Annotated in this window: 19 protein-coding genes and 2 tRNA genes; 14 read left to right on the forward strand and 7 right to left on the reverse strand. The window is 56.6% G+C overall.

All coding sequences use genetic code 11. The annotated features are described in order from the left end of the window. The first annotated feature begins 103 nt into the window (after positions 1 to 103). Together leuC and leuD are read left to right on the forward strand one after the other, a co-directional pair. On the forward strand, positions 104 to 1,513 hold the full coding sequence (gene leuC / locus GOB93_RS04395; RefSeq protein ID WP_173582281.1) for a 3-isopropylmalate dehydratase large subunit: 1,410 nt from the start codon (positions 104 to 106) through the stop codon (positions 1,511 to 1,513). Between the two features lie 23 nt (positions 1,514 to 1,536). Next, positions 1,537 to 2,160, forward strand: a complete 624-nt coding sequence (gene leuD, locus GOB93_RS04400; RefSeq protein WP_173582282.1) for a 3-isopropylmalate dehydratase small subunit — start codon at positions 1,537 to 1,539, stop codon at positions 2,158 to 2,160. Between the two features lie 116 nt (positions 2,161 to 2,276). Here leuD and GOB93_RS04405 read toward each other — a convergent pair whose 3' ends face one another. The 4 genes from GOB93_RS04405 to GOB93_RS04420 all read right to left on the reverse strand — a co-directional run bounded on the left by GOB93_RS04405 (position 2,277) and on the right by GOB93_RS04420 (position 6,434). Next, complete coding sequence (locus tag GOB93_RS04405; RefSeq protein ID WP_173582283.1) at positions 2,277 to 3,203, reverse strand: hypothetical protein; 927 nt, start codon at positions 3,201 to 3,203, stop codon at positions 2,277 to 2,279. Positions 3,204 to 3,408: 205 nt separating this feature from the next. Beyond that, on the reverse strand, positions 3,409 to 4,626 hold the full coding sequence (gene metC / locus GOB93_RS04410; RefSeq protein WP_173582284.1) for a cystathionine beta-lyase: 1,218 nt from the start codon (positions 4,624 to 4,626) through the stop codon (positions 3,409 to 3,411). Then, complete coding sequence (locus tag GOB93_RS22115) at positions 4,623 to 5,513, reverse strand: rhodanese-like domain-containing protein (protein ID WP_173582285.1); 891 nt, start codon at positions 5,511 to 5,513, stop codon at positions 4,623 to 4,625. The genes metC and GOB93_RS22115 overlap by 4 nt, the downstream gene beginning before the upstream one ends. Positions 5,514 to 5,561: 48 nt before the next feature. Continuing rightward, the gene (locus tag GOB93_RS04420; protein WP_173582286.1) at positions 5,562 to 6,434 is read right to left on the reverse strand and encodes a helix-turn-helix domain-containing protein; all 873 of its coding nucleotides are present in this window, start codon (positions 6,432 to 6,434) and stop codon (positions 5,562 to 5,564) included. Between the two features lie 265 nt (positions 6,435 to 6,699). Here GOB93_RS04420 and GOB93_RS04425 point away from each other — a divergent pair, with 265 nt between their 5' ends. Both GOB93_RS04425 and GOB93_RS04430 read left to right on the forward strand, forming a co-directional pair. After that, positions 6,700 to 7,767: an AI-2E family transporter gene (locus tag GOB93_RS04425; protein ID WP_173582287.1), complete on the forward strand. Its 1,068-nt coding sequence runs from the start codon at positions 6,700 to 6,702 to the stop codon at positions 7,765 to 7,767. A gap of 68 nt (positions 7,768 to 7,835) precedes the next feature. Next, positions 7,836 to 8,486 (forward strand): endonuclease/exonuclease/phosphatase family protein, encoded by a 651-nt coding sequence (locus tag GOB93_RS04430; protein ID WP_242010535.1) that lies wholly within the window; start codon positions 7,836 to 7,838, stop codon positions 8,484 to 8,486. 34 nt (positions 8,487 to 8,520) lie between these two features. On the opposite strand, the gene GOB93_RS04435 is transcribed toward GOB93_RS04430, so the two are convergent. The 3 genes from GOB93_RS04435 to GOB93_RS04445 form a co-directional block, all read right to left on the reverse strand. Then, positions 8,521 to 9,876, reverse strand: a complete 1,356-nt coding sequence (locus GOB93_RS04435) for a class I SAM-dependent RNA methyltransferase (RefSeq protein ID WP_173582289.1) — start codon at positions 9,874 to 9,876, stop codon at positions 8,521 to 8,523. Continuing rightward, positions 9,860 to 11,902, reverse strand: a complete 2,043-nt coding sequence (locus tag GOB93_RS04440; RefSeq protein ID WP_408742351.1) for a DEAD/DEAH box helicase — start codon at positions 11,900 to 11,902, stop codon at positions 9,860 to 9,862. The genes GOB93_RS04435 and GOB93_RS04440 overlap by 17 nt, the downstream gene beginning before the upstream one ends. Positions 11,903 to 12,218: 316 nt before the next feature. After that, positions 12,219 to 12,668, reverse strand: coding sequence for a hypothetical protein (locus GOB93_RS04445; protein ID WP_173582291.1), 450 nt, complete (start codon positions 12,666 to 12,668; stop codon positions 12,219 to 12,221). 185 nt (positions 12,669 to 12,853) lie between these two features. Between GOB93_RS04445 and GOB93_RS04450 the strand changes: the two genes are divergently transcribed. From GOB93_RS04450 to GOB93_RS04495, 10 genes are all read left to right on the forward strand, one after another. Further along, positions 12,854 to 14,317 carry an NAD(P)H-hydrate dehydratase gene (locus tag GOB93_RS04450; protein WP_173582292.1) on the forward strand — a complete coding sequence of 488 codons (1,464 nt, stop codon included), beginning with the start codon at positions 12,854 to 12,856 and terminating at the stop codon, positions 14,315 to 14,317. Between the two features lie 89 nt (positions 14,318 to 14,406). After that, positions 14,407 to 14,491 (forward strand) — tRNA-Leu (locus GOB93_RS04455). Between the two features lie 122 nt (positions 14,492 to 14,613). Further along, positions 14,614 to 15,945, forward strand: a complete 1,332-nt coding sequence (gene tig, locus GOB93_RS04460; protein ID WP_173582293.1) for a trigger factor — start codon at positions 14,614 to 14,616, stop codon at positions 15,943 to 15,945. Positions 15,946 to 16,202: 257 nt separating this feature from the next. Beyond that, the gene (clpP, locus tag GOB93_RS04465; protein WP_173582294.1) at positions 16,203 to 16,841 is read left to right on the forward strand and encodes an ATP-dependent Clp endopeptidase proteolytic subunit ClpP; all 639 of its coding nucleotides are present in this window, start codon (positions 16,203 to 16,205) and stop codon (positions 16,839 to 16,841) included. Between the two features lie 141 nt (positions 16,842 to 16,982). Continuing rightward, entirely contained in the window at positions 16,983 to 18,248 is a 1,266-nt protein-coding gene (clpX, locus tag GOB93_RS04470) for an ATP-dependent Clp protease ATP-binding subunit ClpX (RefSeq protein WP_173582295.1), read from the forward strand. 214 nt (positions 18,249 to 18,462) lie between these two features. Continuing rightward, a complete protein-coding gene (gene lon, locus GOB93_RS04475) occupies positions 18,463 to 20,964 on the forward strand; it encodes an endopeptidase La (protein WP_173582296.1) in 2,502 nt (833 codons plus the stop codon). Positions 20,965 to 21,114: 150 nt separating this feature from the next. Continuing rightward, entirely contained in the window at positions 21,115 to 21,399 is a 285-nt protein-coding gene (locus GOB93_RS04480; RefSeq protein WP_173582297.1) for an HU family DNA-binding protein, read from the forward strand. 144 nt (positions 21,400 to 21,543) lie between these two features. Beyond that, positions 21,544 to 21,618, forward strand: a tRNA-Val gene (locus tag GOB93_RS04485). A gap of 500 nt (positions 21,619 to 22,118) precedes the next feature. Then, positions 22,119 to 22,484, forward strand: a complete 366-nt coding sequence (locus GOB93_RS04490; protein ID WP_173582298.1) for an NADH-quinone oxidoreductase subunit A — start codon at positions 22,119 to 22,121, stop codon at positions 22,482 to 22,484. Between the two features lie 43 nt (positions 22,485 to 22,527). Then, positions 22,528 to 23,100 (forward strand): NuoB/complex I 20 kDa subunit family protein, encoded by a 573-nt coding sequence (locus GOB93_RS04495; protein WP_173582299.1) that lies wholly within the window; start codon positions 22,528 to 22,530, stop codon positions 23,098 to 23,100. Positions 23,101 to 23,103: the final 3 nt, after the last annotated feature.

Raw genomic sequence — 23,103 nt, forward strand, 5'->3', positions numbered from 1 at the left:
CGGAGAGACCTGTCCGCAGTGAGACCGGATCAGTGACTGTCCGGGATTCAGACTGCCTTCTGAACTCCCGCCCCGCCGCTCTGTTCTGACCTGAGGAATAACCATGTCGTCGCCGCGCACACTGTTCGACAAGATCTGGGCCAGCCATGTCGTCGATACTCTGTCGGACGGCACGGCTATCCTTTACATCGACCGCCACCTTGTTCATGAGGTGACCAGCCCGCAGGCCTTTGAAGGTCTGCGTCTTGCCGGTCGCAGGCTGCGCCATCCCGATGCCACGATCGCCGTTGTTGATCATAACGTCCCGACGTCTGACCGGACGAAGCCGATCGAGGAACCGGACAGCCGGAATCAGATCGAGACGCTTGAACGGAATGTGAAAGAGTTTGGCGTTCCGTATTTTCCGCTGCTCTCGGCAAACCAGGGCATCGTGCATGTCGTCGGACCCGAACAGGGAATCTCGCTGCCCGGCATGACCATTGTCTGCGGCGATTCCCATACCTCGACGCATGGCGCGATGGGTTCTCTTGCTTTCGGTATCGGCACTTCTGAGGTCGAGCATGTCATGGCGACGCAGACCATTCTGCAGAAGCCGGCGAAGAATATGCGCATCACCGTCGACGGCGCGCTGAATCCCGGCGTGACGGCAAAAGACATTGTGCTGGCGATCATCGGCAAAATCGGCACGGCCGGCGGAACGGGTCATGTGATCGAATTCGCCGGCTCTGCGATCCGCGGCCTTGATATGGCCGGCCGCATGACGGTCTGCAACATGGCCATTGAAGCAGGCGCCCGCGCAGGTCTGATCGCTCCGGACGACACCACATTTGAGTATATCCGCGGTCGTCGCTTTGCTCCGAAAGGGGCTGATTTTGATGCCGCTGTCGCTTACTGGCGCACGCTTCCGTCTGATGACGGAGCAGTCTACGACACCGAAGTGACGCTGCGCGCCGAAGAGATCGAACCCTGCCTGACCTGGGGCACCAGCCCGGAAACGGTGCTTCCGATCGGCGGCACAGTCCCGGATCCCGCGAGTGAGCCTGATGAGGCCAAACGTGCTCAGCTCCAGCGTATGCTGGACTACATGGATCTGAAAGCCGGTCAGAAAATTGCTGGTACGCCGGTCGATGTTGTTTTTATTGGTTCCTGCACCAACAGTCGTATTGAAGATCTGCGGGCAGCCGCAACGATTGCTGCCGGGCGCAAGGTTGCTGACGGTGTCCGGGCGATGATCGTCCCCGGTTCCGGCCTTGTGAAAGCGCAGGCCGAGGAAGAAGGTCTTGACCGTATCTTCCTTGATGCCGGCTTTGAATGGCGCGAGGCGGGATGCTCCATGTGTCTCGGCATGAACCCGGACAGGCTGACGCCAGGTCAGCGCTGCGCATCGACCTCGAACCGGAATTTTGAAGGCCGGCAGGGACCCGGAGGGCGTACCCATCTGCTTTCTCCGACCATGGCTGCTGCTGCTGCCGTGACCGGTGTTCTGACCGACGCACGCGAACTCACGGCTTAATACGGCAGAAAGGATCATATCCGATGGAGAAATTCACGACCCTTTCGGCCATCGCCGCACCGCTGCCGGAAGCCAATATCGATACCGACAAGATCATTCCTGCGCGCTTTCTGAAAACGACGAAGCGTACCGGCCTTGGCGTCCACGCGTTCGACAGCATGCGCTATCGTGAGGATGGTTCGGAAAATCCGGATTTTGTGCTGAACCGCGAACCTTACCGGAAAGCGCAGATTCTTATCTCGCATGAAAATTTTGGTTGCGGTTCCTCCCGCGAACATGCGCCGTGGGCCTTGCTTGATTTCGGAATCCGCTGCGTGATCGCGCCGTCCTTTGCGGATATTTTCTTCAATAACAGTTTCAAGAACGGCATTCTGCCGATCCGGCTTCCTCGGGAAATCTGTGATACTCTGATGGAAGATGCGCAACTCGGAGCCAACAGCCGGATCACAGTCGATCTGTCCCGTCAGGTCGTAATCCGTCCGGACGGGACAGAGTTGCCTTTTGAAATCGATCCGCTTCGTAAGCATCTGCTTCTGGAAGGCGTTGACGATATCGGTCAGACACTGAAGCATGAGGATGCGATTGAGACGTTCGAGACAAAGAGGAAAAAGGACGAACCCTGGTTCCCCTCCATTGCGCTGGACTGAGATGCCGGCGGATATTCTGTCCGGCAGTTAATTCAGTGTCTCCGGCTCTCTTTTACAGGAAAGCCGAACGGGTGGTGGACTCTGCTTCGTAAATTGACGGCCTGCCTTATGCCACCTCAGCAGACGTTTGCATCTTCATTGCGGGACCGGAAATAACGTTCAATTTCACGCCGGAGACGGGGTTTGTTGCCAGCGAGTTCCCATACACCCCAGATATTGCGAATCAGATCTGTGTCCGGATCAAAGTGATTACCTGTCAGGATTTCCCACCGGCTCTGATAGGCGCGGTCGCGTTTTGAGCCGTGGAAGCGGTGCTCGATTGTTCCAGTCAGGGCACCAATGTTTCCGGCAATGTGTCTCTGTGCCCGGTCCTGCCAGCGCAGTAAAGGTCGCTTATAACCTTCGCTGATGTCAGCGGGATAGCTCTGCCGCACACGGTCGATCAGCGCCAGCGCCATATGGTGATCGGCTGAACCGAGTATAGCGGTGTCGATCAGGCCTCCCAGACGATCAAGGGCACCGCGTGTTGCCGCCCAGGCGTAACCTGGATGCGCGAACCGGTAGGGCGAACGGTGGGCACGAGGTCCCTGCATGATCGGCTCATTATCCATCCAGAGACGGCAGAAGGAGCGGTGCAGGAACATGTGTTCGCCGTTTGGACCGAGATCATAACAATCTGACCAGGGCTGAATGACGTCGAAATGCTGCAGCGCCTCGACGGTCTCGCCTGCCCAGTCAGGGCGACGGAAAAAGATATCGCTGTCGATCCACGCAACATATTTCCAGTCCTGCGGCAGGCTGGAAATGCCAATATTCAGGCAGCGTTCCTTGACCCAGGTAAGAGTACGTGCACGGACGCCGACATGATTGACGCCCGGAATCTGACAGGTGAACGGACGGTCTCCGTACTGGCATTCGACAACGGTGAGAGCAGCCCCGCTGGCGAGAATATGTTCAGCCCAGTCACGGTAGATCCGGTCGGGAACAGTCCAGCGAAGCGGGTTGGCACGTGCGGTGATGACGTGGAGCTGTTCCGCTTTCATCGCACCGGAATCCGGCGTTCGCGTGGGACGGACAAAGAAAGGGAGGCAGAAACATTCTGCGCATCAGAAGACGCGCAGACGGCGATGAGTTGCATGAATACAGATTTCCTGGACGGTGACATGGCCCCGCGCGGGCCTTGTCCAAGAATAGCCGTCTCATCTCATCACCTTCTGATGGCGGCCACATTTTCCGCAAATCAGTTCTTCAGAGGCGTGACAGACCGTGTTCAAGATCGGCAATCAGATCAGCCGGGTCATCGAGACCGATGCTCAGCCGGAAGGCGGGACTCTCAGACAGGCCACCCGGCAAAGACCGGACGATGCCACCGGTGGTCGGGAGGACAAGACTTTCAAAGCCTCCCCATGAGGCGCCGATACCAAAGCGTGTGAAGGAATCGATCATCGTCTCCATGGCCTTCCGCGTGCAGGAAGGCTGGAGCACCACGCTGAACAGCGGGCCAGCTCCGGAAAAGTCGCGCTTCCACAGCTTGTGTCCCGGATCGTCCGGCAGAGCGGGATGAAGCACACGGGCGACCTCGGAACGGCTGGTCAGCCATTTCGCGATCTTCAGCGCTGTACGGGCCTGGCGTGCCAGCCTGACGCCCATCGTTCGCAGTCCACGCAGTGCCAGCCAGCAATCATCAGGTCCGGCGAGTTGTCCGAGCTGGATCGCGGCGTCCCGGAGACGATGCCATTCACTTTCGGACGCGACAGTGATCGCGCCAAGTACAGTATCCGAATGACCGCCGGGATATTTGGTCAGGGCCTGGATCGACACGTCCACACCGTGGTCGAACGGTGCGAAGATTCCAAAACCCCATGTATTGTCGAGGAGAAGGCGGGCACCGTTCGCATGGGCCACACGGGCGAGCATCGGGATGTCCTGAATTTCGAATGTGTGACTGCCCGGACTTTCAGCGAATATCACCTGCGTATTGGGGCGCATGAGAGCGCGAAGATCGGTTTCCCGAATCAGCGGATCATAATAGGTTGTCTCCACATTAAAGCGGCGGAGCATACTATCCGCGAAACGGCGTGTCGGGCCGTAGCATGAGTCCGGAATGAGGCAGTGGTCCCCGGCTTTGGTCCAGGTCAGGAGCGCCGTTGTGCAGGCGGCGAGACCTGACGAGACGATCTGAGTATCACGTCCCTTCTCTATAGCAGCTATAAGCCGTTCGAGGTCGTGCTGTACCGGCGTGCCCATGGCACCGTAAATTGCTGTGTGCCCGTAACGTTCTGTCCCGACTTTACGCATCGTATCAAGGTCGGGAAACAGAACTGTCGAGCCACGTGTGACCGGCGTGTTGACCTGGGTGCCAGTACTCCTAAATCGTTCGTCGCGAGGATCTGGCCGGCCGATGTGTACGAGAAGGGAGTTGAGCCGATCCCAGCCTGCGGCGACCCTGTCTTCATCTGTCGTCATCTGCTTTTCTCACTGTCCAGCCCTGGGATACTTTCCGGACTGACAGTTTTTTCGATTGGGGCTTCGGGTGTCGCAGCCCATTCGGCCCATGAGCCGTCATAAAGAGAAGCTGGCCCGAGACCGGCGATTTCCGCTGCGAAGACGATGACTGCGGCGGTCATGCCGGAGCCACATGTTGCAACAATCGGTCGGGTGCCATCCGCACCGGCCTCCACGAAACGTGTGCGGAGAGCATAGGGGGGCAGGAACAATCGTTCCGGTGTAAGAAGCTCACTAAAGGGAAGATTTGCCGATCCAGGGATATGACCTGAAGAGAGGCCGGGGCGTGGCTCCGGAGCGCTGCCTTCGAACCGGCCGTGTGACCGGGCATCCAGAATAGCGACTTTACCCGGTGTGGAGCAGAGTGCCAGAATATCGCCCAGTCCTCGGAGCAGACGCACGTTCAGGCGCGTTTCGTATCTCTCACAGACTGGCGGTCGGGGTAAACCTGTTTCGATCCCGGCTCCTGCGGCCTGCCAGGCGGGCAGACCTCCATCAAGGACGCTGACCTGCTCATGGCCAAAGAGACGGACGAGCCACCAGGCGCGGCAGGACGACGCGATGTTCCCCTGATCATAAAACACGATTTCCGTGTCGTGGGTGAGTCCAAGCTCGCCGGCCAGCCGTGCAAAGCGTGCGGCAGACGGAATCATATGGGGAAGAGAGTTTTCCGGATCTGAAAATTTTTCGATATCAAAGCGTCGGGCACCCGGCAGATGCGCCAAGACGAAAGCTTTTTCCGGATCGGTTTGATCCCCCGGGAGTCTTGCCGTGGCGTCAAGCAGGACAATATTACGCTCTTGCCGGGCGGCTACGAGATCACGGGCAGATATGAGCGGATGGGTCACAACAGCATCTCCTCCCGGCGTCCGTTCAGAACGGGGGAGGAGAGTGAATCACTGGATGGCGTGTTGTGCAAGCAGCTCACGGAGCCGCTCGACAGCGTCCCGGCCCTTGATTGATTCCCGCCAGAGAACTTCGATGACGCGCTGGTGGGCGTTTACCGCCTCCGGAGCGCTCGTAATGAGAGACACACCGGTCGCGGCTGAGGGGCTGGTATCACAGCGGAAGGGATTGATGGCCAGCATCATACGTTCCCGTCCACGCATGAGCATGCAGTTTGTCGGATTGTCAACATCGGAGAGAAGGCTGAACTGAAGGCCAATCGGTTCGGCCTCAATCATCCCGATGATATTTTCGATTTCCTGTGCCGCGATTATTCTGGATTCGTTTCGAAGATCGTCGGACATTGGAATCGATTCGGCAACGCCACGAGTAAGAAATCGCTCAATCGTCAGTTCGTTGAGCATGGTGATCATTGTCGGGCGACGAACGCGATATGACTCTTTTCTCGCTGTAAGAATGGCGAGATGCTGTTCGACAAGCTGCAGATCGTCAGTGTGATCGGTGATCACACGGGACAGAAGCCGGTCATATTCCTGCGATGTCACGAGATAAGCGACCGGATCGGCGATCTGCAGGATCTGATCGGCTTCCTCTTCGACCTGTCTGGCACGCTCGAAAAAGCTGAGAGGCCGGCTATAATATTCGACTCCGATACCCAGAAGGGTAAGGGGTGAGACTCTCAGGAGCTCTGCGAGACGCTGAACAGTGTCGAGCTTGATGACCTCGCCTTTTTCATAGCGATAGAGCGCAGCACGCGATACGCCGAGCCGGGCCGCAATTTCATCTGCGCGCATTCCTGATTCAAGACGGAAAGCACGGAGCTGCTGTCCGATCTCGCTGAGACGCATAGTCACAGCAGCCATGTCTGATCATTCTCCGGACGCGAAACCAAGATTTGGTTCGTCAATAATACGTTAATTCCCATTCGTGTAAAGCCATCTCAAATAGGAATCATCCGTATTTTTCCACCGGATTTCTGGTGTTGTTCATGATCGTTCTGCTGCAGCCCTGATATCTGGTCAGATTCCGGTATATGCGGCACAAGCGTAACAGTTATGAATCCCGGCGGGTGGTCCTGGTCCGGACATCGGAGAAAACTCGGGTGCAGAACGCGATGTCAGGGGTCCCATGAACGCGGAGCGCATCATTACGGGATTGCTGATACTGGGTGTCGCATATGGATGCGTGATTGTTACGGCCCCGTTTTTAACTGCTATTCTATGGGCCGGTATTCTCGCATTTGTGACATGGCCGGTACTGAGTGCATTGAGACAGCGTGTCCGGCCGGTGACCGCAGCGCTCTGTATGACACTGCTGTGCGCGATAGGTTTTCTGCTGCCAGTCATCCTCATTGCATCGAAAGGAGTCGCTGATGCGCCACAGGTGATTGCAATGGTGACGGACTCCCTTCTGCCGAGTCTTCGTCTTCCTCAGGTTCCCACATGGATTGCAAGGATGCCACTTGCCGGACCCGACCTGGTCCACCTGTGGGGGCAGGCTGCAAATGACGTCACTCACCTGAAGCAAAGTCTGCGTCCATACGCGGGAGACATTGCCCAATCACTTATTTCTCTGCTTGTTCAGGCGGCAAGCGGTGGTCTGCATCTGGTGATGGCGCTTTTTATCGCGTTCTTCTTCTGGTTGAGTGGCGATTCGCTGGGGCGAACGCTGGTGGCGCTTATCCGGCGCGTTGCCGGGCGACATGCTGACCGGATGGTGAGAATTATCGGAGGAACGGTTCGGGGCACGGTTTACGGTGTGCTTGGAACTGCCCTCGTTCAGGGTGCACTCACAGGTATCGGGTTTGCCATCGTGCGTGTACCGGAGCCTGTGCTGTTTGGTGCTGTCGCCTCTCTGTTTTCCGTGCTGCCAGTCGGCGCCCCCCTCGTATGGATTCCCGCGGCAGTATGGCTTGTCGCGTCCCATCATCTCTGGAGGGGACTGGCTCTGGCACTTTATGGCGTGATTGCAATTTCCGGAGCGGATCACATTATCCGACCTGTATTTATCGCACGGGGGGCACAGCTGCCTTACCTGCTTACGCTTATCGGTGTGATAGGCGGTGTGATGGAGTTTGGCGGGCTGGGTATCTTTATAGGGCCGGTTCTTCTCGCTGTAGGGTATACGCTAATAGTGGAGTTTGCCGCAGGTCGGGTTTCAGCCATGGCTCCGGTGGACGGGGAGCGAGGCGAATGAAAACCGGTTTGAGAGATTCCCGCTTTCTGAGTCGTACTCTGCGCAGGCCGGGGAGTATGCGTCGCGAGATGACAGGTACCGGATCCGGTGCCGCCGGACCATCGGTCAGAGTTGTCAGCTGGAATCTGCTGCATAGCGTGGGTGCACGGATCAATGATGTGATTGCGCTGATCCGGCAGGAGAAACCGGATCTTCTGCTGATGCAGGAAGCAACTGCCGGGCTGGATATACTGGCTGAGCACGTGGGGGGCTACTATGCCCGGACACCGCTGCCGGGACGGATTCACGGGCCGGCCTGCTGGAGTCTGACTCCTTTTGTCCGTAAGCCGCGAGCCTGTGTGATTCCGTCCGGAGCTCTTGTGCGGCGTGTTGCCCAGATCGTGCATTTTGACAGTTTTATTGTTGCGAACGTGCATCTTTCACACGGGCAGATCATGAACCGCAGGCAGTTGCGCCGACTTGCGGCAGTTCTTCCTGCCCCGGCTGCTATCCTTGGCGATTTTAATCTTGTTGGTCCGGCTCTCGTTCCCGGATTCGATGATGTTGGTCCACGCGAGCCGACTCACCGGATGGCAGATCTCGTTCCAATCAGAATTGACCGCTGCCTGGTGCGGGGAATGGTCTGCGAACAGGCCAGTGTTCTGCCGGTCTTCGCGTCGGATCATCAGCCGATCATGGTGAGACTGCGAACGGTAAGAGGGCATTCCGAAGGGTTATGATATTCTTTTAGCCGTTTCAGGGAAGGTACGCCTGTCAGCGCCCGCGTGACCGCGAAAAACGACACACAGTTTCAATCTCCGCCGACCAGAGGAACTGATCAACCAGGGTCACACTGTCGAGCCGATAGCCTTTGGCAAGCAGCGCGGCTGTGTCCCGGAAGAGAACTTTGGGATTGCAGCTCACATAGATCAGCACATCCGGTTTTCCGTCCAGAATCTGCGTCATCTGCAGGCCGGCCCCGCTGCGAGGCGGATCAAGAATGACGGCAAGGGCACTGGCGAGATCCCGGCTTTCTACCGGCTGGCGGTTGAGATCGCGCAGCGAAACGTCGATGCGTCTGCCCGACGAAGCCTGCTGCAAAGCCCGGACCGCCGCAGGGTGACCTTCAAACGCCTCAACATGAACATGATCTGCCAGCGGAAAAGTCAGTGTGCCGCAACCGGCGTAAAGCTCGATCACACGTGCTTTTCGTCCCGGAATATGTGGAAGAGCGGCTATGACGGCGGCCTGGATTGCAGCCTCCCCATCCTGGCTGGCCTGCAGGAAAGCTCCAGGGGGCGGTTCGATTTCGGCATCACCGAAGTGAATCCTTGCCGGCGCGATTTGCGTAAGGATTTCGGGATCATCCAGTGTTCCGGCACGGCGCCAGGCGATGCGGGGGATAGCGTATTGCGTGGCGAAGGCCGCAAGACAGGAGCGGTCTGATGTAGTGGGCGCAGTGTCCGTGGACAACAGAAGATCCGGGCCTGAATCAAGAAGATTAATAAGCAGATCCCCTTCACGCTTTAACAGATCCGTTTTCAGGAGCAGATCTCGAAGCGGGGGCAACAGACTGATCAGGGTGGAATGAAGGAGATGACATCCGGTCAGATCAACAGGATCGCCGCCGCGCTGATGCAGGCCGATCGTAATGGCGCCGGGTAGCCGTCTGAGAGCCAGATCGGCCCGACGACGACTGCCTGGCTGGCTCTGGATCTGATGAATGTCCGGCAGATCAGAAACGCCCGCTTTTCTGAAGCCAGTCTGCAATAGGGTAGTTTTCCACTCAAGCGACCAGGCCGTGGGCAGATGCTGAAGTGCACAGCCGCCACAACGCCCGAACAGAGCGCATACCGGATCAATCCGCTCCGGCGCAGATACGATAATTTGTTCCGGAACGGCGCGGTCGCGGCCGGTCTGACGTGCGAGAACCCGGTCACCGGGAGCGGTGAACGGGATGAAGACGGGGTCTGTATTGTCTTCAGACGGAACGACTGGGCGGGCCAGACCGTCGCCACCGTTCCCAAGAGTTATCACGTCGAATAGCTGGGCCTGGCGCGGGATGGATTCACGCTTGTGGCCTGATTGTCGTCGGGCCGGACGTCTGCCCCGCTCAGCTCTCTGCCGCATCCTCAGCCATGTTGTCGACGTGAACGGGGATGCGACGTGGCAGCGACATGAAGGCCGGCATATCGACGCCAAAGCCGGTCACTGTCTCAGCGGTTGCGTCAGGGATCTCTGAACCACGCGGGCGACGATCCCGTCGACGGTCCTGCTGCCGCGCATTGTCTCGCTCAGGTCTTTTTTCCTGTACAGCCGGAGCAGGAGCCGTCTCCTGATCCTTACGGGACGAGTCCGGTGATTCTTTCAGCTGCTCAGATGTGGTTTTTCCCTTCCCACGGTCATCACGGCGTTTTTTTCTTCCGCGGTTGTCTTTCGGTCGCTCCTCATCTGACCAGTCGAGCTGCGTTACGCCGGCCAGTTCCAGACGCGGGATTGTCTTTCCGGTCAGCGTTTCGATTGCTTCAGCGAATTTCCGCTCATACGGCGTGGCGAGGCTGTATGCACGACCTTCCCGTCCCGCACGACCAGTACGTCCGATACGGTGAACGTAATCTTCAGCATGAAAGGGCAGATCGAAATTAAAGACGTGCGATAAGCCTCCAATGTCTATGCCCCGTGCCGCGACATCCGAGCAGACGAGAATTTTCAGTTCGCCAGATTTGAATTTCTCCAGTGTCTGAAAGCGGATGGACTGTGGCAGGTCGCCATGAAGCGCACCGGCTTCGAAGCCGTGTTTCACAAGCGATTTCAGTAAAATATCCACGTCACGCTTACGGTTACAGAATACAATTGCATTCTGTACATTCTCGGCCCGAAGAAGGCGACGGAGTATTTTGCGCTTGTCATGCTCATCGACAATGACGAGACCGGTTTCGATCGTCGTCGCCACCGTGGATGGCCGGCTGACCGTGATCTCGCGTGGGGACTGAAGGAAAGCATCCGCAAGACGTTTGATCTCCGGAGCCATCGTGGCGGAGAAGAAGAGTGTCTGGCGTGTTCTGGGCAGCAGGCCGACGATCCGTTCGATGTCGGGAATGAAGCCCATATCGAGCATACGGTCGGCTTCGTCGATAACGAGAATTCGGGTCTGATTGAGCAGCAGACCGCCGCGTTCAAACAGGTCAATCAGGCGCCCTGGCGTTGCTATCAGTACGTCGACACCGCGATTCAGCACGTCTTTCTGATCAGCCATGCTTTCGCCGCCGATCAGCAAAGCGTGATTCAGCTTCAGGTGTTTGCCATAATTAACGAAGTTTTCTGCGACCTGCAGCGCCAGTTCACGTGTCGGTTCAAGGATCAGCGAGCGCGGCATACGGGCACGTGCACGTGAGCCAGACAGAATCTCAAGCATCGGCAGGGTAAAGGATGCCGTTTTTCCAGTGCCGGTCTGGGCAACACCAAGAACATCCTGCCCATGCAGAACAGCGGGAATTGCCTGAGCCTGAATAGGTGTCGGGTGGATATACCCCATTTCCGAAACTGCACGCAGGATCGGTTCGGAAAGGCTGAGATCAGCGAAGACAGGTTCATCCGTCTTTTCAGCCGGTTCGATATGCTCTTCAGCCGTCGGCGCAGTTTTTTTCCCGACTACTACGGATTCAACCGGCGGGACTTCCTCAGAAATATCCAGAGCGCCGGTGATATGAAGCGGATGTGCATCCGGAATTTCGGGAGAAGCGTCAATCTTGCCGCTGGTCGCGACAGGAGCAACGGTTTCTTTTGCAGGCTTGGAGACTTTCCTGCGTGTGCGCGGTTTTGTGGCTGCGGATTTGTCTGTCCTGCTTTTTGTCGAGGGGGTTTTTCGTCCGGCAGATGGTAACGCGTCCGCTGCGGCAGGTGCTGTGTCTTCAGCAACAGGTTCGGCTTTGACACGTGGTGCTTTTGTTGTCCGGCTCTTTGGAGCGGAGCCTGCCGGGGCTGCTTTTTTTGTTGCCGTTTTTCTGGTCGCGGCTTTGACCGGAGCCGGCTTTTCCTCTTTTGGCACAGTATTCTCAGCAGTTTTTGCTGCCGTTTTTTTTACGGATGTGGCGATGCGCTTCCGTGGTGTGACAGCCTTCTTCCTGACGGGCTCTCCCGCCGGAATATCTCCCACGGCAGCTTCCGTTATTTCGGGCTGAGCCGAAACAGCTTTACGGGTGCGCGGACGCGCAACGGCTTTCCGCGGTTTTTTCTCGGATGAATCAGTCGTTTTGGGGCTCAAATCGCTCTCAAACTTGTCGGCCGCACAAAGGCGTTGGTCTGGCACCTGTACATGGCTGAAACCTGAAGATGTAAGGCGCGCTGAAACGCGGGCGGGAAACCCGGTGCCCGTCGGTAGGCTGTCCTGACTAAAAAATCAAGCATCTCGCCGGGAGCCGGGCATGGTTTTGTGAAAAACCGGTCCGGTACAGATATCAGTTACCGGAGCCTCAGAGCCCATGTCCGAGCGATGCACAAAGGATCGTCAGCATCCCGCAGGCGGCGACACCAAGCACAAGTGTGCGTATCGAGTCGAACGTCGCCGGTTGCGGGCGAATAGCGCGTCGTGCCTTCTGATAGGGACCATAAAATATGCGCAGAAACAGACCTGCCATGACGAGGCCGAAAAGCTGCATGGCGTTGGTCGTCCAGGGCACGACCGCGAAGCCGCCTTCATGAATTATCATAAGCCAGCCCGTAACAAGTACGATCGGCATGACATGCCACACAACGCGAAGAAATTTTTTCAGAGTCAGAAGATGAACAGCATTGCGCTGGGCGGTGTCGAGGAGGGTCAGGCTGGGGCGAAGAATCAGAGCGGCATAAGCAGCACCCCCGATCCAGACTGCCATTCCCGCAATGTGGAGGGCCAGAATGATACTCCAGAAAATATGGGGCATGATGACTCCAGGCGGCGTGGCAACGAAACTGATACGCAGCTTGATCGCCAATTCGGCAGATGAACGCAAGCATCTGCCATCACCCGGTAACATGCCTCGCTTGTCCACGTCGCGTATGCTGACATCGCCGGATGTCGGAGCCTAGTGGAATATCTGGCACCGGTTCCGGTCATAAGGAGTTCTGCATGTCGGATAAACGGAATCTGCTTGCTCTTCCATCTCCGGCGGAAATGGGAAGGGTCGATCATCTCGCATCTGCCTTAGTGCCGGTGTCGGTGCTTATGGAAAATGCGGGACGTGCTGTTGCACGCGCGGTGCGGCGTTTCACACGCCCCTGCAGAGTGCTGGTCCTTTGCGGGCCGGGCAATAATGGCGGCGACGGGTATGTGGCGGCGCGTTATCTTGCGGAAGCTGGCTGGCCTGTTGCCGCGGCGTCCCTTGTTGCGCCACGTCCCGGCACCGATGCAGCCGCGGTTGCAGCCCGGTTCAGGGGGCCATGCGTGCAGTTTTCGCCGGACGAGGTCGCGCGTGCCGATATGGTGATCGACGCCGTCTTTGGTGCAGGGCTGAGCCGGGACGTTGCGGGTCCGGTGTCTGAGGTGCTGGCTGTCGCGAAGCGTATCGTAGCTGTTGATATGCCATCCGGAATCGATGGAGCTACCGGGCAGATACGAGGTTATGCGCCACGGGCTGACCTCACTGTCACGTTCTTTCGGGCGAAACCTGGTCATCTGCTGCTGCCGGGCCGGGAGTATGTCGGTGCACTGGAAGTGCACGACATTGGGATTCCTGAGGCAGTGATGGATAGTGTGGGAGTCCTCACATGGCAGAACGAGCCGGGTCTGTGGAAACTGCCTGTGCCGGGGCTTGAGGCATATAAATATAGCCGGGGCGTCGTCAGCGTGGCAGCGGGTGAAGCAATGCCGGGTGCCGCCAGACTCGCAGCGACGGCAGCACGGCGGACCGGGGCTGGTCTCGTGCGGATCGCCGCCGGAAAAGCGGCAGCGGTTTTCCGTATGAATGAACCTGGACTGATTATTGATGAAAATCCGCTTGACGATTTGCTGGCAGATAAGCGCCGCAAAGTCTGGATCTGTGGTCCGGGCCTGCTGCCGGAGGAAGTAGGGGAAGTTCTGCCAAAACTGTTGTCGTCGGGGCGATGTGTGCTGGCTGATGCGGGGGCATTCGCCTGGGCGGCGGATAATCCGGAAAAATTGCATGGTGTGGCGGTTGTCACACCACATGCAGGCGAATTTAAAAGGGTATTTGGAGCACCTGGCGCGGACCCGCTTGCGGCAGCGCGCGCTGCGGCGGTCAGAATCGGGGCGGTAGTGGTGCTGAAGGGAGCGACGACGATCATCGCCGCGCCTGACGGGCGGGCGGCGCTTAACGTTCATGCCACGTCTGCTTTGGGGACGGCGGGATCGGGAGATACGCTGTCCGGCGTGATCGGAGCATTGCTGGCTGCCGGAATGGAACACTGGAGCGCGGCCTGTGCCGGTGTCTGGCTCCATGGCGATGCCGGAATCCGGGCGGGCAACTGGCTGATCGCTGAGGATCTTGATACACATCTGGGTGAAGCACGGGAGACCGCGACCCGCTTACAGGACGGACTTCGGGTTCCTTCCGGCGTGCCGTGTCGATCATAAAGGGTAGAATCCGGGGTTGACCTTGCCGAGACCCGTGGTCTGCGGTAATGCGGGCGCCTTCGGCGACCTGGGGTGCGCTGTGACGCCATGCGGGCGTGGTGGAATTGGTAGACACGCCAGATTTAGGTTCTGGTGGCGCAAGCTGTGGGGGTTCAAGTCCCTCCGCCCGTACCATCGGCTCCGCGCCGCTGGCAGCGGCTGCATCCCGATCCGTTTTGCCGAACCGTTTTTTCTGCGGCCAGCCGGGCCGTATTTTGTCTGTTGACCGAGTTCGTACGAGAGGATGGCCTGGGCATATGCAGGTTACTGAGACGCTTTCCGAGGGCCTGAAGCGCGCCTTCACCGTGGTTGTTCCGTCGACCGAACTCGAGAGCAGGGAGACGGCCCGCCTCAGGGAAGTGGGCAGTTCGGCCAGCCTTCCGGGCTTCCGTCCAGGCAAGGTTCCGCTGGCGATCGTGCGCCAGCGTTACGGTGCTGCGGTTAAGGGCGAAGTGCTGGAGCAGGCTGTTTCCGATGGCGTGCGTGATCTGTTGCAGGAGCGCGGACTTCGCCCGGCGCAGCAGCCGAAGGTTGATCTGGTCTCGGGTGGCGATGGAAAAGGCGATCTTGAGTTCAAGGTCGATATGGAAATCCTGCCGGAAATCGCCGAGCCCGACCTGTCCGATCTTTCGCTCGTTCGTCTTAAAGCGACGCCGGATGCGGCTACGGTTGATAAGGCGCTGAATGATATTGCAAAGCGCCAGCGTGAGTTTGCGGATGTGGAAGAAGTGCGCGCGGCGGAAAATGGCGACGTTGTTGTCGTTGATTTCGTTGGCAAACGTGACGGTGTTCCGTTTGATGGCGGCACAGCACAGGATGTGAATGTCGAAATCGGCGGCGAAGGATTTATCCCGGGTTTTGCCGAACAGATCGAGGGTATCAGGCCGGGTGAAGAACGTCAGATCACTGTGACCTTCCCGGAAGATTATGGTGCACAGGAGCTGGCTGGTCAGGTTGCTACCTTCGACATTACCGCGAAGGGTCTGAAGAAGCCGGTTGAGGTTGCTGTCGATGATGATCTGGCGAAGAAAATCGGGTTCGAGAATCTCGACAAGATCCGCGAAGTGATTACGAAGCAGGTTGCTGATGAATATGAGCAGCTGTCCCGTCTGCGAATTAAGCGTGATCTGCTTGATGAACTGGCGAAAAAAACAGATTTCCCTGCTCCTGAAAGCATGGTCGAAGCGGAGTTTGAGCAGATCTGGGCTCGTGTTGAGGCTGATCGTAAGGCTGGCGAACTTGACGATGAAGACAAGGATAAAGACGAAGATACACTGAAGGCAGATTATCGGAAGATTGCCGAACGTCGCGTTAAACTGGGTCTTCTGCTGGCTGAGATTGGCCGTGCAAAAGGTATTGCCGTGACGCAGGACGAGATGGCACGTGCGATCCGTGCGGAAGCGATGCGGTATCGTGGGCAGGAGCAGGCCGCGTTCGATTTCTTTATGAAGAATCCGCAGGCTGCCGAGTCTCTGCGCGGTCCGATTTTCGAGAATAAAGTGGTCGATTATCTGATCGAACTGGCGAAAGTCGAAGACAGGGAAGTGACACCGGAAGAACTGGCTGACATGCCTCCGGCCAGCGTCTGATCTGTCAGCGCGATTCCTGAGAGTCGGACGGGCGGCACCTTTTTCCTTTTCGGGAGAAAGGTGCCGTAAGTTTTTGTGCTGATGGTATCGAGTGAGCGGGATAAGGTGATTTTCGCCGGACGGGCTAGCGTCGGTGCCGTTTATCTCTATTTTAAACAAACCGGGCCTTTTACCGGGGTGGGGCTGAAGACGGAGCTTGGCTGCGTCGATTCGGAATCCGGTCCGGAACGTGGCGTACAGAAGTCGGGAATGATGTGATGCGGGATTCAAGCCCTGTCGAAATTTACAACAATGCGCTTGTACCAATGGTGGTTGAGCAGACCTCCCGTGGAGAGCGTGCGTTCGATATCTATTCGCGACTTCTTCAGGAGCGTATCATCTTCCTGACAGGACCAGTGTACGATCAGGTTGCGTCTGTGATTTCTGCGCAGCTTCTTTATCTGGAGAGCGTGAACCCAACGAAAGAAATTTCGTTCTACATCAACAGCCCTGGTGGCGTCGTGTCAGCAGGGCTCGCGATCTATGACACGATGCAATACATCCGGAGTCCGGTCAGCACGGTGTGCATCGGTCAGGCGGCTTCGATGGGGTCACTGCTTCTGGCCGGGGGGGCTGCCGGGCATCGTTATGCGTTGCCGAATGCGCGCGTAATGGTTCATCAGCCGTCTGGCGGGGCACAGGGCCAGGCAAGTGACATTGAGATCCAGGCAAAGGAAATTCTGACCATTCGGCAGCGCCTTAACGAAATCTACCGGGAGCACACCGGACAGTCGCTTGAAGATATTGAGCGAAAGCTTGAGCGCGATTCGTACATGTCTGCTGAGGAGGCTAAATCGTTTGGTATTGTGGATGAGGTCATCAGGAATCACGCGGCTCAGTCTCCGGAAAAGTCCTAGAAGCGCGAGCTCTCGCGATTCGGAGCTCCGGTGCGCGTCCTCTGCGGGCGACTTGATGATAGCTCCGGGGATGGCTACGATTTTTAATTTATCCGGCGCACAGCCGGAAAGCCCGGTCCGGGCAATGTCAGGGGACGGCAGATGAACGCGAAGTCCGGCGATTCCAAGAACACGCTTTATTGCTCGTTCTGCGGGAAGTCGCAGCATGAGGTCCGCAAGCTGATCGCGGGTCCGACAGTGTTCATCTGTGATGAGTGCGTGGAACTCTGCATGGATATCATCCGTGAAGAGCATAAGACGATGCTCGTAAAATCTCGTGACGGAGTCCCGACTCCCAAAGAGATCTGCGCGGTTCTGAATGATTATGTGATCGGTCAGTTCGACGCCAAGAAGGTGCTCGCGGTCGCCGTTCACAACCATTACAAGCGTCTGGCATATGCCCAGAAGAATAATGATGTCGAAATCGCGAAATCCAATATTCTTCTGATCGGGCCGACCGGTACTGGTAAGACATTGCTTGCCCAGACCCTGGCCAGAATTATCGACGTGCCGTTCACGATGGCTGACGCGACGACGCTGACTGAGGCGGGATATGTTGGTGAGGATGTTGAAAACATCATTCTCAAGCTTCTGCAAGCCGCGGACTACAATGTCGAACGGGCTCAGCGTGGCATCGTCTATATCGATGAAATCGATAAAATTTCGCGTAAATCGGACAATCCTTCGATTACGCGCGATGTCAGTGGTGAAGGTGTGCAGCAGGCGTTGCTGAAGCTCATGGAGGGCACGGTTGCGTCCGTTCCGCCGCAGGGCGGGCGCAAGCATCCGCAGCAGGAGTTCCTGCAGGTCGATACAACCAATATGCTTTTCATCTGCGGAGGCGCGTTCGCCGGTCTGGACAAGATTATTTCCGCGCGAGGTAAAGGGTCGGGAATTGGTTTTGGGGCCGATGTCCAGGCGCCTGAAGATCGCCGGACCGGTGCAATTCTGCGCGGAGTGGAGCCGGAAGATCTGATGAAATTCGGTCTTATTCCGGAGTTTATCGGACGCCTCCCGGTTGTGGCGACGCTGGACGATCTTGACGAGGCAGCACTGGTGCAGATCCTCGCAGAGCCAAAGAACGCACTGGTTAAACAGTATGCCAAGCTCTTTCAGATTGAGGGAGTGAAACTCACCTTTACGGATGACGCGCTGAAGGCGATTGCACATCGGGCTATTGAGCGGAAAACCGGTGCTCGTGGTTTGCGCTCGATTATGGAGAGTATTTTGCTGTCCACGATGTTCGATCTGCCAGGGCTCGATAACGTCGACGAGGTCGTGGTCAATAAGGAAGTCGCCGAAGGTAAAGCGTCACCTGTCTACGTCTACGGTAAGTCAAAAGAAATTCCGTCGGAGCAGTCCGCCTGACGGATCGTAAGCATCTCTGCAGCCGCTCTCGCATACGCGTGAGCGGCCCTTGCGGAGATAAAAAACATCCCGATATTAGTAATTATGCGCGAGACTTGGGCGAGATGTTTTGCATCGTGCCCGCGTCGAGTCTGCTCTACAGGCAGGTTCGCGATACGTGTGCCGTTATCGGGCGCGAATCGCAGGATCGTCCCTTCAGGAGGTCGCCTATATCATGACAGAAAAAAAGAAGACTCCAGCTCCGCGCCGTAAACGCATCAAACAGGCTGAGCCGGTGGCCACGTCGGTGGAAGCCATGGTGGCCGGAGAGTCGGCATCTTCTGCATCTTCGTCGGTGAATCGGGTGGCGGTCTTGCCGCTCCGCGATATTGTTGTATTCCCGCATATGATCGTGCCGCTTTTTGTGGGGCGTGAAAAATCGGTTCGAGCGCTTGAGTCTGTTACAAAAGACGACAAGCATATTCTGCTGCTTGCACAGAAGGACGCGGCTCAGGACGATCCCGGACCGGACGATGTCTATCGATTTGGTACTGTCTCAACAATTCTGCAGCTCCTGAAGCTTCCGGATGGCACTGTAAAAGTGCTGGTGGAGGGAAATCAGCGGGCTCGCGTCACGAAATTGCTGGAAGTGGATGGGCATTTCGAAGCGGAAATTGAGTCTGTTCCGGAAGAATCCGCGGCGAGTGAGGAGACAGAAGCGCTTGCGCGTGCGGTGGTCGGTCAGTTTGAACAGTATATCAAACTGAATAAAAAGATTGCCGCTGAAGTGATGGTCTCGCTGAATCAGATTAGCGATCTGTCGAAGCTGGCAGATACGGTTGCCAGCCACCTGAATCTCAAAATTTCAGAAAAACAGGAAATTCTCGAACTGCCGTCTGTGACGAAGCAGCTTGAGAAAATTCTGGCACATATGGAAGCCGAAATTGGCGTTCTTCAGGTAGAGAAGCGCATCCGGAACCGGGTGAAGCGGCAGATGGAGAAAACGCAGCGTGAATATTATCTGAACGAGCAGCTTAAGGCGATCCAGAAGGAACTCGGCGAAGGTGAGGATGGGAAAGACGAGACAGCCGAGCTTGAGGAGAAGATTGCTAAAACCAGGCTGAGTAAGGAAGCCCGTGAAAAGGCCATGGGTGAGCTTAAGAAGCTGCGTGCCATGAGTCCGATGTCAGCCGAGTCGACAGTTGTCCGTAATTATCTTGACTGGCTGCTTGGTGTTCCCTGGAAGAAGCGGACGAAAGTTAAAAACGATCTGGCTGAAGCGGAACACGTTCTGGACGAAGATCACTATGCGCTTGAAAAGGTCAAAGAGCGTATTCTCGAATATCTGGCTGTGCAAAGCCGGTCACAAAAGCTGAAGGGGCCGATTCTTTGCCTCGTCGGACCACCGGGTGTGGGTAAGACCACACTGGCACGGTCGATCGCTAAGGCGACCGGACGTCATTATGTGCGGATGTCGCTTGGCGGAGTTCGCGATGAATCTGAGATTCGCGGACACAGGCGGACTTATATCGGGTCCATGCCGGGCAAAATCATTCAGGGAATGAAGAAAGCGAAGGTTTCGAATCCGCTTTTTCTTCTTGATGAAATTGACAAGCTTGGTGCGGACTGGCGTGGTGATCCGGCATCTGCTTTGCTTGAGGTTCTGGATCCTGAGCAGAATTCGACGTTTTCGGACCACTATCTGGAGGTCGATTATGACCTCTCGGATGTGCTCTTTGTGACCACGGCTAACAGCCTTAACATGCCTCAGCCTTTGCTGGATCGTATGGAGATCATCCGTCTGTCCGGCTACACCGAAGAAGAGAAGATGAATATCGCGCGCCGGCATCTGATTGCCAAGCAGAGCGAAGCCCATAATCTGAAGCCGGATGAATGGTCTATCTCTGATGACGCACTGATGGAGCTGATTCGTTCCTACACGCGTGAAGCCGGCGTCCGCAGTCTGGAGCGTGAGATCGCCAATCTTGCTCGTAAGGTCGTGAAGGAAATCGTGACAGGCAAGGCAAAGAAGGTTGCGATCACTGTTAAAAATCTGGGGAAATTCGCTGGTGTAAAACGCTTCTCCCATGGTGAAACTGAGGCTGTGGACATGGTCGGTGTCGTGACCGGTCTGGCATGGACAGAAGTGGGCGGAGAGATCCTGACCATTGAAAGCGTGATGGTGCCGGGTAAGGGCGCGGTCAGGCAGACTGGTAAGCTGGGAGACGTGATGCAGGAAAGTGTGTCGGCTGCACTGTCTTATGTCCGCAGCCGTGCAACCCAGTTTGGTATTAAGCCGACTTTGTTCGAGAAGCGTGACATTCATGTCCACGTGCCGGAGGGGGCGACTCCGAAGGATGGTCCGTCTGCTGGTATTGCGATGGCGACATCGCTGGTCAGCGTGCTGACCGGCATTCCTGTCCGGCGCGATGTGGCGATGACTGGTGAAATTACACTTCGCGGTCGGGTGCTGCCGATTGGCGGGCTGAAAGAGAAGCTGCTTGCGGCGATGCGCGCCGGGATCAAAACGGTGTTTCTGCCGAAAGACAATGAGAAGGATCTGGCAGAACTGCCCGATGCTGTGAAGAAACATCTCGAACTTGTCCCTGTTTCCCACGTCGATGAAGTCATTGACCGGGCGCTTGTCAGGGTTCCTGTCCCTATCGAGTGGGAGGATGAGGCGGAGGTGATGACCCAGATTGCTGCGCCGGGTACGACGAGCGCGGTTGCGCACTGACCGGGGGAGGCTTCCCGGTGGAAGGAAAATTTGCCTTCCTGCCGGGCGCTGAGCCAGTTGACGTGGCGAAAAACGGCTTCATAGTGCGCCGCGGAATGTCCGTCGCGACGTCAGGTCGCGACAAGGACCTGAACAGAGAAAGGCGTATATATGGATAAGCCGCTTAATAAGCAGGAACTCGTCTCGATCGTTGCGGATGAAGTTGACCTGCCGAAAGCGAAAGCTGGCGAAGTGGTGGATGCCGTTTTCGCTGCGATTGAGAAGTCCCTGAAGCAGAAGCAGGAAGTTCGTCTCGTTGGATTTGGTTCATTTGTTACAGCGCATCGCAAGGCGACCAAGGGCCGTAATCCGCGTACGGGCGAGGAGATTGATATTCCGGCATCAACTTCTGTCAGATTCAAGCCAGGTAAAACACTGAAAGACGCTGTGAGCTGATTAACGCTCATATTAATGTGGGCAGGGTATTTTTTACCCTGCTCTTTTTTACAGGACTGAATTTTCCGGCCTGCAATAGATTTTAGCATGGTGACCTGTCGGAACGGTTGATTGATTGTTCTGATGTGTTTAATGCAACGCGACGGGCGATTAGCTCAGCGGTAGAGCGTCTCGTTTACACCGAGAGGGTCGGCGGTTCGATCCCGTCATCGCCCACCATTTTTGTTCCATGAAATAGCAGGGATAATACGAACCTGTGGATACGCTGCTTTAGCGGCGATTGTGTTTTGCGGTAAGAGTTATTGATTTTACGGAATAAAAGACGATACTTTACATATATTCGTATTGTTGCGACTAAATATTATCAGCGCCAGCTTATTTTAATAATCAGTCTGGCTTTCTTAAATCTGATGTCCGTAGTCGTGGTGTCTGGATATTTATCTGGTCGACTTTATGGTCGAATCTTTCGGACGATAACCGAAAACGCGGGCAAGCTATTCTGTCCTTGGTGTCTGTCTTCTGTCGGATCTCGGATTTGTGTTGAACAGATCCCGCCCATGAATCACATGTCGCTGCACGGTTCACGGGAAAGTTCCTGATATCAGTGGCTCAGGCTCTGGCCAGGGAACGTCGCCAGGCATAGTTTCAGCCTGTCGTCACAACAGCAGATTCCGTTGAGGAAACTCAGGTGTGACAGGGAGTAAGCTACGGGGGCGGTCTTGCATTCGGTTATTAATGATTACCTTCCCGTTCTGATTTTCGGCATTCTGGCTGTGGTGATTGCCGGGGCTATGCTGGGCGCGTCGCTGATCTGCGGCCATCAGAAACCCTATACTGAGAAGCTTTCGGCCTACGAATGCGGCTTTGAGCCATTTGATGATGCCCGGCGCCGTTTTGATGTGCGGTTCTATCTCGTATCGATCCTGTTCATCATTTTCGATCTGGAAGTGGCTTTCCTCTTTCCGTGGGCGATCAGCCTTTCACGGATCGGAGCGTTCGGGTTCTTTTCGATGATGGCCTTCCTTGGTGTGCTTGGTATCGGCTTTCTTTATGAGTGGCGTAAGGGCGCGCTGGACTGGGATTGATGAGGCTGGCCGGCTTTCGGGGCGGTAATGAGAGGTGCGCGCAATGAGCGGTGACAGTGCAGGCGGATCAGCGGAGAACGTGGTGTGGAACCGCGACATGGTCCCTCCCGGCCCGGAACAGGAGGCAATTGTTCGCGGAATTACCGGTGAAATCAGCGAAAAGGGATTCGTGGTCGCGAGTCTCGATAAGCTGGTCAACTGGGGACGTACGGGAAGTCTCTGGCCGATGACGTTTGGGCTGGCGTGTTGCGCTGTGGAAATGATTCACGCCTATATGCCGCGTTACGATCTTGACCGTATGGGCGTCATCCCGCGCGGCTCGCCGCGTCAGTCGGATGTGATGATCGTTGCTGGGACCCTGACGAACAAAATGGCTCCGGCGTTGCGGCGGGTTTACGACCAGATGGCTGAACCACGCTGGGTGATTTCGATGGGGTCCTGCGCAAATGGCGGTGGCTACTATCATTACTCCTATTCGGTTGTCCGGGGGTGTGATCGCGTTGTTCCGGTCGATGTGTATGTCCCGGGATGCCCGCCTACTGCCGAGGCGCTGATTTACGGCATCATGCTGCTGCAAAAGAAAATCCGTCGGACAGGAACGATTCTGCGTGGTTGACGA

The sequence above is a fragment of the Acetobacter musti genome (genome assembly GCF_011516835.1).
GTDB classification, from domain to species: domain Bacteria; phylum Pseudomonadota; class Alphaproteobacteria; order Acetobacterales; family Acetobacteraceae; genus Acetobacter; species Acetobacter musti.

Bases quoted from the DNA above. Each gene is read 5' to 3' on its own strand.
- GOB93_RS04495 (WP_173582299.1), top strand. From the start codon at position 22,528: ATGAGCGGTGACAGTGCAGGCGGATCAGCGGAGAACGTGGTGTGGAAC.
- GOB93_RS04480 (WP_173582297.1), top strand. From the start codon at position 21,115: ATGGATAAGCCGCTTAATAAGCAGGAACTCGTCTCGATCGTTGCGGAT.
- GOB93_RS04420 (WP_173582286.1), bottom strand. From the start codon at position 6,434: ATGGCTGCTGTGACTATGCGTCTCAGCGAGATCGGACAGCAGCTCCGT.
- clpP (WP_173582294.1), top strand. From the start codon at position 16,203: ATGCGGGATTCAAGCCCTGTCGAAATTTACAACAATGCGCTTGTACCA.
- GOB93_RS04430 (WP_242010535.1), top strand. From the start codon at position 7,836: ATGACAGGTACCGGATCCGGTGCCGCCGGACCATCGGTCAGAGTTGTC.
- tig (WP_173582293.1), top strand. From the start codon at position 14,614: ATGCAGGTTACTGAGACGCTTTCCGAGGGCCTGAAGCGCGCCTTCACC.
- GOB93_RS04435 (WP_173582289.1), bottom strand. From the start codon at position 9,876: ATGCGGCAGAGAGCTGAGCGGGGCAGACGTCCGGCCCGACGACAATCA.
- GOB93_RS04445 (WP_173582291.1), bottom strand. From the start codon at position 12,668: ATGCCCCATATTTTCTGGAGTATCATTCTGGCCCTCCACATTGCGGGA.
- GOB93_RS04450 (WP_173582292.1), top strand. From the start codon at position 12,854: ATGTCGGATAAACGGAATCTGCTTGCTCTTCCATCTCCGGCGGAAATG.
- clpX (WP_173582295.1), top strand. From the start codon at position 16,983: ATGAACGCGAAGTCCGGCGATTCCAAGAACACGCTTTATTGCTCGTTC.
- lon (WP_173582296.1), top strand. From the start codon at position 18,463: ATGACAGAAAAAAAGAAGACTCCAGCTCCGCGCCGTAAACGCATCAAA.
- leuD (WP_173582282.1), top strand. From the start codon at position 1,537: ATGGAGAAATTCACGACCCTTTCGGCCATCGCCGCACCGCTGCCGGAA.
- GOB93_RS04425 (WP_173582287.1), top strand. From the start codon at position 6,700: ATGAACGCGGAGCGCATCATTACGGGATTGCTGATACTGGGTGTCGCA.
- leuC (WP_173582281.1), top strand. From the start codon at position 104: ATGTCGTCGCCGCGCACACTGTTCGACAAGATCTGGGCCAGCCATGTC.
- metC (WP_173582284.1), bottom strand. From the start codon at position 4,626: ATGACGACAGATGAAGACAGGGTCGCCGCAGGCTGGGATCGGCTCAAC.
- GOB93_RS04405 (WP_173582283.1), bottom strand. From the start codon at position 3,203: ATGAAAGCGGAACAGCTCCACGTCATCACCGCACGTGCCAACCCGCTT.